The sequence below is a fragment of the Streptomyces sp. NPDC049915 genome (genome assembly GCF_040656475.1).
Lineage (GTDB): Bacteria > Actinomycetota > Actinomycetes > Streptomycetales > Streptomycetaceae > Streptomyces.
Map to the genome: position 1 here is coordinate 295,168 of NZ_JBFAMH010000009.1, position 14,666 is coordinate 309,833.

The 14,666-nt window shown below is 73.1% G+C and carries 9 protein-coding genes, 3 tRNA genes and 1 pseudogene; 8 read left to right on the top strand and 5 right to left on the bottom strand.

What is annotated here, in order from left to right:
* The first annotated feature begins 103 nt into the window (after positions 1-103).
* Together AB0J12_RS18740 and AB0J12_RS18745 are read left to right on the top strand one after the other, a co-directional pair.
* Positions 104-769, top strand: coding sequence for a bifunctional DNA primase/polymerase (locus tag AB0J12_RS18740; RefSeq protein WP_363265396.1), 666 nt, complete (start codon positions 104-106; stop codon positions 767-769).
* 56 nt (positions 770-825) lie between these two features.
* Entirely contained in the window at positions 826-1,482 is a 657-nt protein-coding gene (locus tag AB0J12_RS18745; protein WP_363265397.1) for a hypothetical protein, read from the top strand.
* A 245-nt stretch (positions 1,483-1,727) separates the two neighbouring features.
* On the opposite strand, the gene AB0J12_RS18750 is transcribed toward AB0J12_RS18745, so the two are convergent.
* The 3 genes from AB0J12_RS18750 to AB0J12_RS18760 form a co-directional block, all read right to left on the bottom strand.
* Complete coding sequence (locus AB0J12_RS18750; RefSeq protein WP_363265398.1) at positions 1,728-2,693, bottom strand: DUF5926 family protein; 966 nt, start codon at positions 2,691-2,693, stop codon at positions 1,728-1,730.
* Between the two features lie 272 nt (positions 2,694-2,965).
* Positions 2,966-3,604 (bottom strand): ATP-binding protein, encoded by a 639-nt coding sequence (locus AB0J12_RS18755; protein WP_363265399.1) that lies wholly within the window; start codon positions 3,602-3,604, stop codon positions 2,966-2,968.
* A gap of 180 nt (positions 3,605-3,784) precedes the next feature.
* Entirely contained in the window at positions 3,785-4,612 is an 828-nt protein-coding gene (locus tag AB0J12_RS18760; RefSeq protein ID WP_363265401.1) for a glycerophosphodiester phosphodiesterase, read from the bottom strand.
* A 293-nt stretch (positions 4,613-4,905) separates the two neighbouring features.
* Here AB0J12_RS18760 and AB0J12_RS18765 point away from each other — a divergent pair, with 293 nt between their 5' ends.
* The 3 genes and pseudogenes from AB0J12_RS18765 to AB0J12_RS18775 form a co-directional block, all read left to right on the top strand.
* Positions 4,906-6,396 carry a trypsin-like peptidase domain-containing protein gene (locus tag AB0J12_RS18765; RefSeq protein WP_363265402.1) on the top strand — a complete coding sequence of 497 codons (1,491 nt, stop codon included), beginning with the start codon at positions 4,906-4,908 and terminating at the stop codon, positions 6,394-6,396.
* A gap of 62 nt (positions 6,397-6,458) precedes the next feature.
* A tRNA-Ser gene (locus tag AB0J12_RS18770) sits at positions 6,459-6,545 on the top strand.
* Between the two features lie 792 nt (positions 6,546-7,337).
* Positions 7,338-8,285, top strand: a pseudogene (locus tag AB0J12_RS18775) (site-specific integrase); the annotation flags it as partial.
* Positions 8,286-8,365: 80 nt separating this feature from the next.
* Here the strand turns inward: AB0J12_RS18775 and AB0J12_RS18780 are convergent.
* Positions 8,366-8,438: transfer RNA gene (locus tag AB0J12_RS18780), tRNA-Arg, on the bottom strand.
* A 215-nt stretch (positions 8,439-8,653) separates the two neighbouring features.
* Positions 8,654-8,744, bottom strand: a tRNA-Ser gene (locus AB0J12_RS18785).
* A 159-nt stretch (positions 8,745-8,903) separates the two neighbouring features.
* On the opposite strand from AB0J12_RS18785, the gene AB0J12_RS18790 reads away from it, so the two are divergent.
* The 3 genes from AB0J12_RS18790 to AB0J12_RS18800 all read left to right on the top strand — a co-directional run.
* Positions 8,904-9,401 (top strand): SSI family serine proteinase inhibitor, encoded by a 498-nt coding sequence (locus tag AB0J12_RS18790; RefSeq protein WP_363265403.1) that lies wholly within the window; start codon positions 8,904-8,906, stop codon positions 9,399-9,401.
* 266 nt (positions 9,402-9,667) lie between these two features.
* The gene (locus AB0J12_RS18795; protein WP_363265404.1) at positions 9,668-14,398 is read left to right on the top strand and encodes a PAS domain-containing protein; all 4,731 of its coding nucleotides are present in this window, start codon (positions 9,668-9,670) and stop codon (positions 14,396-14,398) included.
* Positions 14,399-14,499: 101 nt separating this feature from the next.
* Positions 14,500-14,666, top strand: a 167-nt coding sequence (locus tag AB0J12_RS18800; RefSeq protein ID WP_363265415.1) for a leucine zipper domain-containing protein, incomplete at its 3' end; no start/stop codon positions are given.

The window sequence follows — 14,666 nt, forward strand, 5'->3', positions numbered from 1 at the left end:
TGATGCGCCAGCAGATACGCGATACGCACAGTGCAGAGATCGACACATGGTGTGACAAGGTCCTCGGTGTTGCCAGGCGTGCAACGGAAAGGAACGAGCGCTCATGCGCGAGATCCCCGGAAGGCGACGCAGGCTCCTGTCCCGGCAAAAGGGCGGGAGGTCTGAGTTGATCGGCGCGGCCCTGACGTTCGCCACCCAGTGGGGGTGGCCCGTGCTGCCCGGTGTGGCGGCCGACCCCGAGGGGCGCTCCCGCTGCGCCTGCCCCGACCCGGAGTGCACGGTGCCCGGCGCCCACCCCTTCGACCCCGGCCTGCTCGCGGCCACCACCGACGAGCGCATGGTGCGCTGGTGGTGGACCAACCGGCCGACCGCGCCGATCGTCCTCGCCACCGGCGGCAGCGCGCCCTGCGCGGTGAGCCTGCCCGCCCTGCCGGCCGCCCGCGCGCTCGCCGCGCTCGACCGCGACGGCATGCGCCTGGGCCCGGTGGTCGCCTCCGACACCCGCTGGTCGATCCTCGTCCGCCCTTATTCCCTGGAACAGTTGGGCGACCTGCTGTACGCCAAGGACTTCGTGCCCGGCTCGCTGCGCTTCCACGGTGAGGGCGGCTACATCACCCTGCCGCCCTCCGAGACCGGCCGCGGCCCCGTCCGCTGGGAGCGCGCCCCGCTGCCCGGCTCGGCCTCCCCCTGGGTGCCGGACGTCGAGGCCGTGGTGGACGCGGTGGTCGACGCCCTCACTCGTACGGGTGTGAGCGCGCCCGAGTTGTAGGGGTGTCGGACGCGACCGGATCCGTGCGCCTGCCCGGTGTCGTTATCGTCCCTTTCATGAACCTCCGCCTTGCAGCCCTCGCGGGCGTCGTGGTGTGTGCGGTCGCCCTGCCGCTGGCCGTGGCGTCCGCGGGCGGCGTGGGCGACGCGGACCACTCGGTCGTACGGTCTCCGTCGTACGCCGGTGCCACCTACGACGACGAGAAAGCGACCGGTGCCCGTGCCGTGGGCGGTGCCGGCTCTTCCGCTCGGGCCGGCTCCTCCGCTCTGGCCGGCTCCTCCGCTCACGGCGGCGTCGGTGCCGCCGAGCGGCAGTCGCCTCCCGCCACGCCCACCCGGTCCCCGCTCCTGCTGGGCCTCGGGCTGGCGACTGCCGCCCGCTGCGGCCCCGAGGTCACGTCTCCCGACGGCATCGAGGCCCAGACCTGTGTGCTGACGCAGGGTGCGCAGACCTGGGCGCGCACCTACTACCGCAACACCACCGGCCGGGCGCTGGAGTCGGTGCTGAGCCTGATGGGGCCCGGCGGTCGCACGGTGCAACTGCGCTGCCCGGTGGGCGCCGAGGACGAGCCGGGAACCTGCGAGACGCCCCGGGAGCCGACCCGCGGCGCACCGGACGCCTACACGGCGATCGCGGAATTCGCGCGCGCGGGGGGAGGCGGGTCGCTGCTGCTGCGGACCGGGAGCAACTCGCCCCAGGAAACGGGGAGTTGAGGGCCGACGCCGGACGATGCACGGCGTCGCGTATGAAAAGACCCGGTTGCTGGCGACGGGGGATGCACCAGCAACCGGGCTACTCAGACCGTAACAAGAGATCGGCCCCAAGCAAATTCGATCTCGAGTTTCCCTGGCGTATTCGGACACGCGCCGATGGGCTGCGACCGGGCCAATCGGACATCCGTAAGGCCCCGCCGCCCCCGCACGCTGTGACGGCTGTCACCCCTGCCGGGGTGAAGGCGTCAACTGAGCGTGACCTGCCGGTTGGTGAGTCCGCCACGGGCCCGGCGCTCCTGCGCGGTCAGCGGCTCCTGCACCGCCAGCGCCTCGGCCAGGCGCTCGGCGAACTCGGCGGCCGGCTTCTCCACGTCCGCCGCGGTGACCGACGACGGCAGGTCCCACACCGGCACGGTCAGACCGTGAGCGCGAAAGGAACCGACCAGACGTGTGCCCTCACCGAGGCTGGAACCGCCCGCCGCGTGCAGCCGCGCCAGCGCGTCCAGAAGCCGCTCCTCGGGGTGCGGCATGACCCAGCGCAGGTGGTTCTTGTCCGGGGTCTCGCACCAGTACGCCGCGTCCACACCGGTCAGCCGCACGGTCGGGATCGCCGCGGCGTTCGCCCGCTCCAGCGAGGCGGCGACCTCCGGCGTGGCGTTCTCCGCGTCCGGCACCCAGAACTCGAAGCCGCTGTGCACCACCGGCTCGAACGCGCCGTTCGCGTCGAGCACGTCCTGCAGCCGCGGTCCGTCGGCCGGGGCGCGGCGGCCCTGCACCGGCGTGCCCGGCTCCGCCTGGAGGGCACGCAGCAGCGTGTCGGCCAGATCACGGCTGATGTCGCCGGACGCCGTCTCGTTCTGCAGGCCGAGCAGGACCGACCCGTCGTCGCGGCGCAGCGCGGGCCAGGCCATCGGCAGCACGGTGACCAGCGTGACCGACGGGACACCCTCGGGCAGGGCCTCCTTCAGCGGCAGCCGGACGGTGGCCGCCGGGACCAGTTCACGCAGCGCCACCCAGTCGCACTCGCCGGGCAGCCCCTCGAACGGGCGCTGCACCAGCTCGGTCACCGCATGCGCGGCGGCCCGGCCGTGGCAGGCCTTGTAGCGCCGGCCGCTGCCGCAGGGGCAGGGCTCGCGGGCGCCGACAACCGGGATCTCTCCGTCGCTCAGCTGAGGGCTCGCGGCCTTCGTCTGGGGTCGCTTCTTGGCCATGATGGGTGTCTCCCGGATACGGCTCGTCTGGTACGGCGCGAGCCTAGCCGTTCACACCATGACCGGCGCCGACCTGTGGACAACGCGGCGCGCGCGGACCTGTGGACAACGCGATGCGCGGTCGGGGACGACTGGGGGTGACGCGTGCGCGGTCCGGGACGGCTCTGGGGTGACGCGGTGCGCGGTCGGGGATGGCTCTGAGGGTGACGCGGTGCGCGGTCGGGGACGACTCCGACTCCGCCGGCGACGCACGCACCCGGAGTCGTCGTATCTCAGCCGAGGTCGTCGAAGACATCCGCGAAGTCGAGATCGGCCATCGCCGCCACCCGCGGGGCGGCCACGCGCGTGGCGAAGTCCTCGCGGCGGCGCCCCGCGTCCGGGTCGTACACGTCGTCGTGGACGACGACCCACACCGTGACCTCGCCGCGTACGCCGTCACGCACGCCCCAGTCGTCGGCGAGCGCGGTGATGATGTTCAGGCCGCGGCCGCCGTGCGCGGTCACCGAGGGCGTGGCCGGGGCCGGACGGGTCGGTCCGCCGCCGTCGGTCACCTCGACCAGGAGCCGCCCGCTCGGGTCCACCCGCCACGCGGCCCGCACATCACCGTCGCCGGCGAGCGCGTCGCCCAGGGGGCGGCCGTGTTTGCACGCGTTGCTCAAGAGTTCCGAAAGGATCAGTACGGCATCGTCGATGACCGATTCCGCCACACCGCTGCTGCGCAACTGGTCACGCATCCGGTGCCGCGCCTTGCCCACGCCCGCAGGGCCATGGGGTACGGCCATGCTCGACGACGTGGGCACCTCCTGTGCCACCACCAACGCCACCCCCGAGACCTCCTTCGCCCCACGCCACGGTGTGTTTGCCCCATTGGCCTGTACCGGAAACCGGCCAATCATCGTCCATGGACGCATTCACCACCGTCGAACACGGACCGAACGCGCCGGAGCACTCCCCGTAGTCAAGTGGCTGGATTTCTTCGGTGTGGCCGAGAGGTGAGGATGGGCCAGGAAGCGCATGAGGGTCAAGAGGCAGGTGTGCCGCTGTGACAGCCGTCAAACAGGGGACAGACAGCCGTCGGACAGGGCGACGGATCAACGCCCCAGTTGGTCCAGCACCGCGCGCGGGCGGTTGGTGATGATGGCGTCCACACCGAGGCGGGCGCACAGCTCCACGTCCTCCGGCTCGTTGACCGTCCACACATGCACGTGCCGGCCGGCCTGCTTCCACCGCTCCACGTACCCGGGATGAGCACGCAGGATCCGGATCGAGGGGCCGGCGATCCCCACGCCCGCCGGCAGCCGCCCGTCGCGCAACCGCGGTGAGACGAACTGCATCAGGTACACCGTCGGCAGCGTCGGCGAGGCGGCACGCACGCGGTGCAGCGAACGCGCCGAGAAGCTCATCACCCGTACCCGCGACTCCTCGGGCGAGGCCGGTCCGTCCAGGCCGAACCGCTTGAGCAGGTGCAACAGCCGCTCCTCGACCTGTCCGGCCCAGCGGGTGGGGTGCTTGGTCTCGATGGCCAGTTCCACACGCCGCCCGGCGTCGGCGACGAGTTCCAGCAGCCGCTCGAGGGTCAGTACGGACGTCGCCTCGCGGTCTTCCGGCCGGAACTCCCAGTCCGGCTCCTCGTCCCGCCCGCGCCAGGCGTCGCGCGTCTTCCAGGAGCCGAAGTCCAGCGCGGCCAGGTCGGCGAGCTCCAGGGCGGAGACCGCGCCGCGGCCGTTGGACGTACGGTTGACGCGGCGGTCGTGCACACAGACGAGGTGCCCGTCGGCGGTCAGGCGGACGTCGCACTCGAGGGCGTCCGCGCCGTCCTCGATGGCCTTGCGGTAGGCGGCGAGCGTGTGTTCCGGCGCGTCCTCGGAAGCCCCGCGGTGGGCGACGACTTGGATGGGGTGCGGTCGTGCGTGGGTCACCGCGTCATGGTGCCACCGGGACGGGGTAGGCGGGGGACCGCGGGCGCGGTGAAAGCACGGTAAGCGTATCGGTGATACACACCTTTAGTCCGACAGGTCCTATATAAAGGGTGGTCAAAGGGTTGCCGGGAACCCACAGCCACCGCTTACGGCCCCCTGACGGCTCGTGGGAAAAGCTGACGGCATACAAATGCACATGCACACGCACAGCGCTTCGCGTGTGCCCGAAGCCTGTGACCCGTGACCTGTGACCCGTGACCGACAACGACAGCCGTGGATCGAGGAGAAGAGCTGTGAGCACCGAGAACGAGGGCACTGAGGTACCCCCGGCCCCGTCTGCACCTCCCGTGCCGGTGGAATCTCCCGCAGCCTCCGCCCAGCCGCCCGCCCCGGCGAACCCGGTCCCGGCGCGCCCGGAGCAGCCGCCGGCGGGCACCGCCGCGTCGCCCGACCAGCCCGCGGCGCACGCCCCCCAGGCGGCACCGGTGGCGGCCCCCGCCGATGCCGCGCCGCATCCCGGCACCACCGCGTCCGCCCCGGACGCCGGCTGGCCGCCCCCGCCCCCCGTCACCCCGGCGTACGCCGCCGGCGGCAGCGGCGGCGGTGACGCGGCGGCCGGGCACGGCTGGGGTGCGCCGTACCCGCCGCAGCCCGCCCCGAAGCGGAAGTCCGGCCGCGGCGGCCTGCTCGCCGCGATCCTGGTGGCCGCCCTGGTCGCAGGCGGTCTGGGCGGCGGCCTCGGCTACACGCTGGCCAAGGACAACGACAGCACCGGATCCACCACGGTCTCCGCGGCCACCAGCGGCGGCGACGTCAAGCGCGACCCCGGCACGGTCGCGGGCGTGGCCGCCAAGGCGCTGCCGAGCACCGTCACCATCCAGGCCGAGTCCACCAACGGCGAGGGCGGCACCGGCACCGGGTTCGTCTTCGACACCCAGGGCCACATCGTCACCAACAACCACGTCGTGGCCGACGCCGTGAACGGCGGCAAGCTGACGGCGACCTTCCCGAACGGCAAGAAGTACGACGCCGAGGTGGTGGGCCACGCGCAGGGCTACGACGTCGCCGTCATCAAGCTCAAGAACGCGCCGTCGGACCTCAAGCCGCTCCCGCTGGGCAACTCCGAGCAGGTCGCGGTCGGCGACGCGACGATCGCGATCGGCGCGCCCTTCGGCCTGTCCAACACGGTGACGACCGGCATCATCAGTGCCAAGTACCGCCCGGTGGCCTCCAGTGACGGCTCCGGCAGCCAGGCGTCGTACATGAGCGCCCTGCAGACGGACGCCTCGATCAACCCGGGCAACTCCGGCGGCCCGCTGCTGGACGCGGGCGGCAACGTCATCGGCATCAACTCCGCGATCCAGTCCACCGGCAGCGGCGGCCTCGGCGGCACCGGCCAGTCCGGCTCGATCGGCCTGGGCTTCGCCATCCCGATCAACCAGGCGAAGTACGTCGCACAGCAGCTGATCAAGACGGGCAAGCCGGTGTACGCCAAGATCGGCGCGTCGGTCTCGCTGGAGGAGTCCAGCGGCGGCGCGACGATCACCTCGCAGGGCGCCGGCGGTTCCACGTCGGTGGAGCCGGGCGGTCCCGCCGCCAAGGCCGGCCTCAAGGCGGGTGACGTGATCACCAAGCTGGACGACCACGTGATCGACTCCGGGCCCACCCTGATCGGCGAGATCTGGACCCACCAGCCCGGCGACAAGGTGACGATCACCTACCAGCGCGACGGCAAGTCCCACACGGTCGAACTGACCCTGGGCTCCCGCGTCGGCGACAGCTGACCCGCCCACGGCGCCTGCCGACCCGTTAGTCTTGTCCCGCGCCGCCCCACCAGGCGGCGCGGGGAGGCGTGCCCGAGCGGCCTAAGGGAACGGTCTTGAAAACCGTCGTGGCAGCGATGTCACCGTGGGTTCAAATCCCACCGCCTCCGCTTGATGAGCGTTGAGAACGGCCCCTGACTAGGGAGACTCGGTCGGGGGCCGCTCTCATGTCCGGCTACCGTCGCTGCCCGCTGTTCCCCGTGATTTCCCGCTTCATCGGGCACGAGTGGGGCACGGCGCTATGAGGTTCGGCCACATCCTTATCAGGTCGATCACCGGGGACCGCCGACGTCGGCCAACCGGTTCCACCCCTTGGCAGATCGTCCATTGGGGTCTGACGTCGACCGCTGCTGTTCGCACTTGTTGGTGTCAGTCGCTGGTGTCAACCGCCGTGCGGGGTCTTGACAAGTGCGGCTATCCCGCCGTTCACCGCTTTCAGAATGGCGGGTCATCGGTATAGCCGTCCACCCGGGGGCGATCCACCGGTTCGGGACCCGAGATCCGTGAGTCGGGTAGGGGACCGGGCTCTACGCCCCAGGTCACGAGGCGGCGTCCAGGTGGAGCGCGCCACTGTACGAACGACCTGGACGCCATGGGCCGCGTCTGCTCGGCTTTGCCTGGGTCGACGGTGGACGGGATGGGAGCTCCCCGCGCACGCCACATCCGACTCGCAGTCGGCGACGGCGCCCCCTCCATCCGGTGCCGGCCGATCCCCCGCCGGAGGCGTTGTTCTGACCGGGGCCGCGATATGCGGTGATCGACTCATGGCCACCGGTCCTATCCACACGTGGGCGCGCGTCGGCGCAGCGCGGGCGGAGCGGGCCGGAGGCAAGAGCGGCGCCCGCAGCGAAGCCGGGAATCGCGCCCGGCGGAGCGCGAGCGCAGCCGGGTGCCTTGCCGAGATCGTGAAGCCGAATCTCGCACCCCTGACATACGTGTCCTACGAGGGGTCGGTGCGGCTCTACATCAATCCGCACCTCGGCTCGAAGCGGCTCGACAAGCTGACCGTCCGGGACGTGCGCGAGTGGATCAACAAGCTCGCCGTGACCTGTCAGTGCTGCGCCCAGGGCAAGGACGCCAAGCGTCGACTCCCTCAACAGCGCTGATGCGCAGTCGGCGCATGCTGCGAAGCCTTCCCATCCCGGCGCGTCGTCCAGGCCGCCCGCGACGCCCTCCGGGCCGCGCTCACGCACGCTGTCACCGAGGAGGAGATCGGCAAGAACGTCGCCTCTCTCGTTAAGGTCCCCAAGCCCAGGCGCCGAAGGATCAAGCCCTGGTCGGTCGCCGAAGCGGGCCGATTCCTCGCTGACTGCGCCGCCCGCGACGATCACCTCCTCGCGGCCTGGATGCTCGTGCTCTGCCTCGGCCTGCGACGCGGGGAGGTCCTGGGGCTTACCTGGAAGTCCGTAGAGTTCGACACGGGCGAGATCTACGTGGACCACCAGATCCAGCGGGCCGGGCGACAGATCCTGCACCGCGAGACCAAGACCGCGGAGTCCGACGACTTCCTCCCGCTGCCGGCATCGGCGACCGGAAAGCGGCTGGTGAGCTGTGGCAGGGGACGCACGACCTGATCTTCACCACGAATTACGGCACCCCCATCGAGCCGGGGAACCTCACCCGGATGTTCGCCCTCCGGGCTCGCCGCGCCGGTGTCCGCGTGATCCCACTCCGGAACACCCGGCACACGTGCAGCTCGCTCCTGGTCGCGCTTAAGTGCACCCGAAGGTCGCCCAGCGAATCCTTCGGCACTCCCAGATCGCCATGACGATGGAGGTCTACGCCGAGGCGAGCGAGGAGGAAGTGCGGGCGCGATCGGCAAGCTGTCCGACGCGATGGGCGGTAGCGGGTCATGGGGTTGCTGTACTTCACTGCTGTACGACCCTGAAACGCCGAAGGCCCCGGATCACTCCGGGGCCTTTGACCTGTGTGCACTCGGCAGGATTCGAACCTGCAACCTTCTGATCCGTAGTCAGATGCTCTATCCGTTAAGCTACGAGTGCTTGTTCTTTTGTTTTGCCCCCGGCCCCGGCCCTTTCGGCCCGCTCGCGGCGACAGGAAGAACATTACATGACTGCCGCCGACATGTGAAATCCGTTAGGCATACCCCGCCTGACCTGCGAAAATGCCCAGTTCGCATGATCGGCTGGCCGCGAGCGAACCGCTGGGGAGCGACGAAGCCCCGGTCCTTGTGGACCGGGGCTTCGGTGATCGAGCGCGGAGGCGGAGGGATTTGAACCCTCGATGGGCTTTAAGGCCCAAACCGCATTAGCAGTGCGGCGCCATAGACCGGACTAGGCGACGCCTCCAGCACAGCCGCCCGCGCGAGCGCGAGTGGTGCGTGCAGATGATGACACAGTCGAGCGTCGTGTCACCAATCGGCTCCCACGGTACTAGGCAGTCGGGCCGGAGGGCAAAGCCCTTGCCGTGCGGCGAAACGTCCCGTCGCGGGACGCGTTAGGCAGGTCATGACACACGTCACCCAGTCGATGCCCGGCGTACTGCGCCGCCTGCTCGTCCTCACCGCCGTCACCGTCGCCGCCGGCTCGCTGTCCGCGGCCCCCTCCCTCGCGTACGACCAGAACGGCGGCGGCTCGCTCATGCCGCCGCCCGTGCGGGACGAGGACCGGCCCGTCAGCGGTGATCACCTCGTCGTCACCGTCCAGGGCGCCGGTCAGGGGCGCGACGGGACGTACGAGGTGTTCTGCCATCCGGACGGCGGCACCCATCCGCACGCGGCCCGGGCCTGCCGGGCGCTGGACCACAACACCCGGTGGGGCCAGGAGACCTTCGCGCCCGTGCCGGAGGGCACCATGTGCACCATGCAGTACGGCGGGCCGGCCACCGCCCATGTGACCGGCACCTGGGCCGGGCGCCCGGTCGACGCGCGGTTCGACCGCGGCGACGGGTGCGAGATCGGGCGGTGGGACCGCTTCGTGCCCCTGCTCCCCGACCTGCGGGACTGAGGCCGGACAGGCGCGGGACCGACGCAGGACACAGAAGAGGGATTTCCGCAGGAGTCGTACGGGACGCACACGGGACCGGCACAGCCGTGAACAGGCCCCGGCGGCCGCCCGCGACGAGGCCGCCGCCGGGACCTCCGGGCAACCCGCTCATCCGGCATCGCAGCCGCAACGGCTCCCCGTAGACTCCCCGGCGTGACACGCCGCGGGCCGGTTGGCAAGATGGCCGAAGCGGTCGGCAAGGTGCGGTAACAGGGAGGAAGCGTCTCGTGAGCAGCAGGCCATCCCGAGGCGCTGCTCGCCTCGCAGCCATACTGGACGCGCTGCCCGACGCGTTGGTGCTGGTCAACGCCAACGGCACCGTGGTCAACGCCAACACCATCGCGCTGGAGGCGTTCGAGACCCCGGGCACCGCCCTCGTCGGGCGCGGGCTGCTCGATCTGCTGCCCGGCTTCGACTCCAAGCTCATCCCCGGCTCGATGCGCCGGCCCGACCACATCGACCCGCGGGCGCGGACCAAGCCGACGCGGATGATGGCCCGGCGCACCGACGGCACCGAGTTCCCGGTCGAGGTCACCAGCGCGAATCTGGAGAACGGCCAGCAGGCCTACGACGGTTACGGCTACACCGGCGACGAGCTGCTGATGCTCGTCGTACGCGACCTGTCCGGGACCATCGACACCGAGGCCGAGCTGGCCCGCTCGCAGCGGCAGACCGAGATGATCCTGCGCGCCGCCGCCGAGGGCGTCGTCGGCACGGACACCGACGGGCGGATCGTGCTCGTCAACCCGGCCGCCGCGCAGATCCTCGGCTACCGCGCCAGCGATCTCGGCGGCAAGGAACTGCACGACCTCGTGCTGCACTCGCGCGCCGACGGCACGCCGTTCCCGTACGACGATTCCCCGCTCGCCGACACCCTGCGCTCCGGGCGCAAGCACCGGGTGCGCGGGCAGGTGCTGTGGTCCAAGGGCGGGGAGAAGGTCTCGGTCGACCTGACCACCGCGCCGGTACGCGACGGCGACCAGCTCGTCGGCGCCGTCATGACCTTCACCGACCGGCGGCCCTACGATGCCCTGGCCGAGGAGAAGGCGGCACTGGAGAAGGCGCACGCCGAGGAGCTGGAGCGGCTCTCCGAGGAGCACGCCTCCGACCTGACCGCGCTGCGCCAGAGCCACGTCACGGAGCTGGAGGAGCTGCGCGAGAAGCACGCCGAGGAGCTGGCGGCCGGCGAGGAACGCTACGCCGCCCTCGGCGAGCGCGAGAAGGATCGTTACGAGGCGCTCAACGCGCGCTACGACCAGCTGGCCACCCTCCTGGGCACCTCCCTGCGCGGACCGCTGGACGAGCTGCGCCGCGAGCTGTCCGCGCTCGCCGCGGACGACGCCGGGCAACTGTGGCCCGAGGCCAACCAGGTGCTCCACCACCTCAGCGCCGGCTACGCGCGCATCACCACCCTCATCGACAACGTCCTCGGCTACCAGCGGCTCGACGCCGCGGGGCAGCAGATCACGCGGACGAAGGTCATGCTCGACGCCGTCGTCGCCTCCGGGGTGGACGGGGCCGTCGAGCTGATCGGTCCGGGCCGGGTGCAGTTCGCCGTGCACGCGCCGCCCATCGAGGCCGAGGTCGACCCGCACCTGCTCGCGACCGCGCTCGCGCATCTCGTCGCGGACGTCGCCGGGGTCGACGCCACCGGCAACGCGCCCGTGTCGACGGGCGGTTACATGGACAACACCGTCGTCGTCGCGGCGGCGCAGCGCGGCGAGGTCGCGCGGATCGAGGTGCGCGGACCGTACGCCGGGGGCGACCCGGTGCACGAGCCGATCGTGCGCGGCATCGTGCGCGCCCACGGCGGCGTGCTGCAGACGCACGAAGTGCCGGGCATGAGCGGCAGCGCGTACGTCCTCGAGGTCCCGCTCGGCGGCGGCGCCGGAGCCGTCACGGCCGGCCCGGCCGGGGCCACCCAGCCCACCGCCCCAGGTTCGGAGGAGTTCCCCGCCGACGGTCAGACCTCCGGTGGCGGGCGGCGGCGGGCCCGGCGTCCGTCGACCGACGCGTTCCTGGAACTCGACGCCGCTGAGGAGCCGTCGGGCTCCAGCGAGGCCTCGGGCGGTACCGGGCGGCGCCGCCGGCGTGCGGCCGCGCCGCCTCAGCAGGAGACGCCGGCCGAGGGCGCGGCCCTGGAGCTGGCCGGCAGTGGCGGCACGGGGCGGCGACGCCGCGCTGCCGCGACGCCGGACACGACGGGCTCCCCGGCCGAGGGCGCCGTGATGACCGCCGACGAGCATGCCGCCGGGACCGCGGCCGTGGGCACCGGGCTGGGCGGGACCGTGCCGCCGCAGGGCGTACCCGCGCCGACCGGACGGCGCGCCCGGCGCGCGGCCGACGGCGAGCAGAACGCCCTGCCGCCCGCACTGCCCGCCGCCACCGGGGACGCGGCGGACTCGGGCGACGCCCCGCAGCCGACCGGGCGACGCCGCCGTGCCCTCGCGGCCGCACAGGAGCGCGCCGCCGCGCAGGAGGCCGCGCCGCGCACCGTCTTTGCCCTGCCGCCCGCCGACGTCGACCGCCCGGCCGGCACCGGGCCGGACGCTCCCACGGGCGCCCCCGAGGCGTCGGCCGGAAGCCCCGTCGCGCCGGCCGGCATTCCGGTCGCCGGGCCTGACGCGCCAGGCACCGGGGCCCAGCCCGGGGCGGCGCAGGCCGTGCCCATGCCGGTGCCGATGCCCATGCCGGTGCCGGGTCCCGGTGTGCCCGCGGACGTCCTCGCCGCCCACGGCCGCATCGACGCGCCGCACGACGGCTCCGGTGACCACACGCCGCCCCAGCCCCACCCGACGACCGCACCGACCACGACCGCACCGACCGGCCGACGCCGCCGCGCGGCCGCCCAGCCGGGGGACGCCGGGCCGGTGGGCTCGGGGGTGTCCGGTGCCGCTGAGTCCACGGATGCCTCCGTCACGGCGGGGACTGCCGAAGGTCCCGATGCCGGTACGGGCGCTCCGGCTGCTCCGGCAGATACGGCGACCCCGGTCGGCCCCGCAACGCCGACCCCTCCCGGTCCCGTCGGCCCGATGGCTCCCGGCGCCGCGGCCGGCCCGGCCGTACCGCCCCAGGGCGGTGCCACCGGTCAGCCCGGCGCCCAGGACGCGGCCGCACAGCCGCTCCCCGCACCGGTGTCCCCGGAACAGCCGGCCCCGGGTCGGCCGATCCCGGCTCAGTCCACGCCGGGTCAGCCCGCCCCGCAGGCCGCCGTGACCCACCCCCTCCCTGCCGCGGGCACGCCGAACCTGCCGGCCACGGCTCACGGCACCCCCGGCCAGGCGGGCTCCGGGCGGCCGATCCCCGCGCAGGCCACCGGCGGGGCCGCACCGACACAGCCCGTTTCCCCGCACGGCCTTCCGCACCCACACCCGCACCCCGTGCCGGGCGCCGCCCAGCCGCTCCCCGCCGAGGCCGCCCCCGGTCAGGGCACCCCGCCGCAGGGCACCCCCGCCCCGCAGCAGTGGCCGGCCGCCGACGCCACGCCGGGCGCCGGGACCGCCGTACCCCCGGCCGGCCCCACCGCCGTACCCCCGCACACGACCGGAACTCTGGCCACCCCCGGTGCGGCCCCGGTGCCGCCGAACGCGGGGAACCCGGGCGCTCCCGTGCCGCCGGCCGACGCCACCGCCGTACCTCCCACGGGCTCCCCGACACCCCCCGCGGGTACCCCTGCCTCCCGGGCCGCGCAGCCGTTGCCCGCCGAGGCTCCCGGGCGGGCGGATCCGAACTCCACGCAGGGCCGGGCGATCAGCGTGCGCACGCTGGGGCAGGGTGTGCCGTTCACCCGGCAGGCCGCCCAGGCGCAGGCCCCGGGTGCCGCACAGCCCGCACGTCCCGGGGCGGCCACCCCGCCGCCGCACACGCCCGGGGGCAGCGGGCGGCGCCGGAAGCTGGGCACGCCGCCCGATCCCGCCGCGCGCGCCGGCGCCGCGGAGCAGACGGCGCGTCCGCATCCCGCGGCCGACCCCTCGACGCCCGCCGGGCCCGGCACGCCCGCCGCACCCGCCCAGCGACCGGCACCCGCCGGTCCCGCCGGCCCCGGCACCCCCGTGCCGCAGCCGTCGCTCGCCGGGCAGGCGCGGCTGGTGCAGCCCGGTACCGAGGGTGCGGGACGGTCGTACGCCATAGGTGCGCCGGACGAGAACGCCGCCGAGGGCCCCGAGCCGCTGGACGGTCCGGGCGGCGCGGTGGAGGTCGCGGACGCGCCCCTGCCGCAGCCGATGGACGACGAGCTGCCGCCGGAGCCGCTGGACAACCCGCGCCGGCTGCTGGTGTGGCCCGCGCCGGACATGAGCACCCAGCAGGCGCTCAGCGACCGCGGCTACCGGCCGGTGATCGTCAACTCGCGCGAGGAGGTCGACGCGCAGATCGCGGCGTTCCCGGCCGCGCTGTTCGTGGACCCGCTCACCGGGCCGATCACCCGGACCGCGCTGCAGCAGCTGCGGCAGGCCGCCGTGGCCGCTCAGGTGCCGGTGATGGTGACGGCGGGCCTCGGACAGGCCTCCCGGGAGGCCGCGTACGGCGCCGACCCGGCCGTACTGCTGAAGGCGCTCGCGCCGCGGGACAGTGAGCAGCATCCGCCGCGGGTGATGCTCATCGAGGAGCACGCGGAGATCGCGCTGGCGCTGACCGCGACACTGGAACGGCGCGGGATGCAGGTCGCGCGGGCCGCGAGCGATGCGGACGCGGTGGCGCTGGCGGGCCAGTTCCGGCCGAACCTCGTCGTGATGGACCTGATGCAGGTGCACCGGCGACGGGCCGGGATCGTGGACTGGCTGCGCGCGAACGGGCAGCTCAACCGCACCCCGCTGGTCGTCTACACGGCCGCCGTCGACCAAGCGGACCTGCCGCGGCTGGCGTCCGGCGAGACGGTGCTGTTCCTTGCGGAGCGGTCCACCAGCACGGAGGTCCAGACACGGATTGTCGACCTGCTGGCCCGCATCGGCACGAACTAGGTGTATTGATCACGAGCGTTGTTGACAGCTTCGGGGCTTGATCATGGCGAAGACCTCCGGTGTGGTGGAGCTGTCTAGGACTGCACCGCACGGAGGTCTTCGTGTCCCACCGTAATGCCCGGCTGACCGTTCACGGCAGGCGGCTGCTGATCGAGCGTGTCCGCTCCGGCCGCCCCGTCGCACATGTCGCAGCCGAGATGGGCATCTCGCGGCCCACCGCCCACAAGTGGCTGCGCCGCTGGAGGCAGGAGGGAGAAGCCGGCCTGCA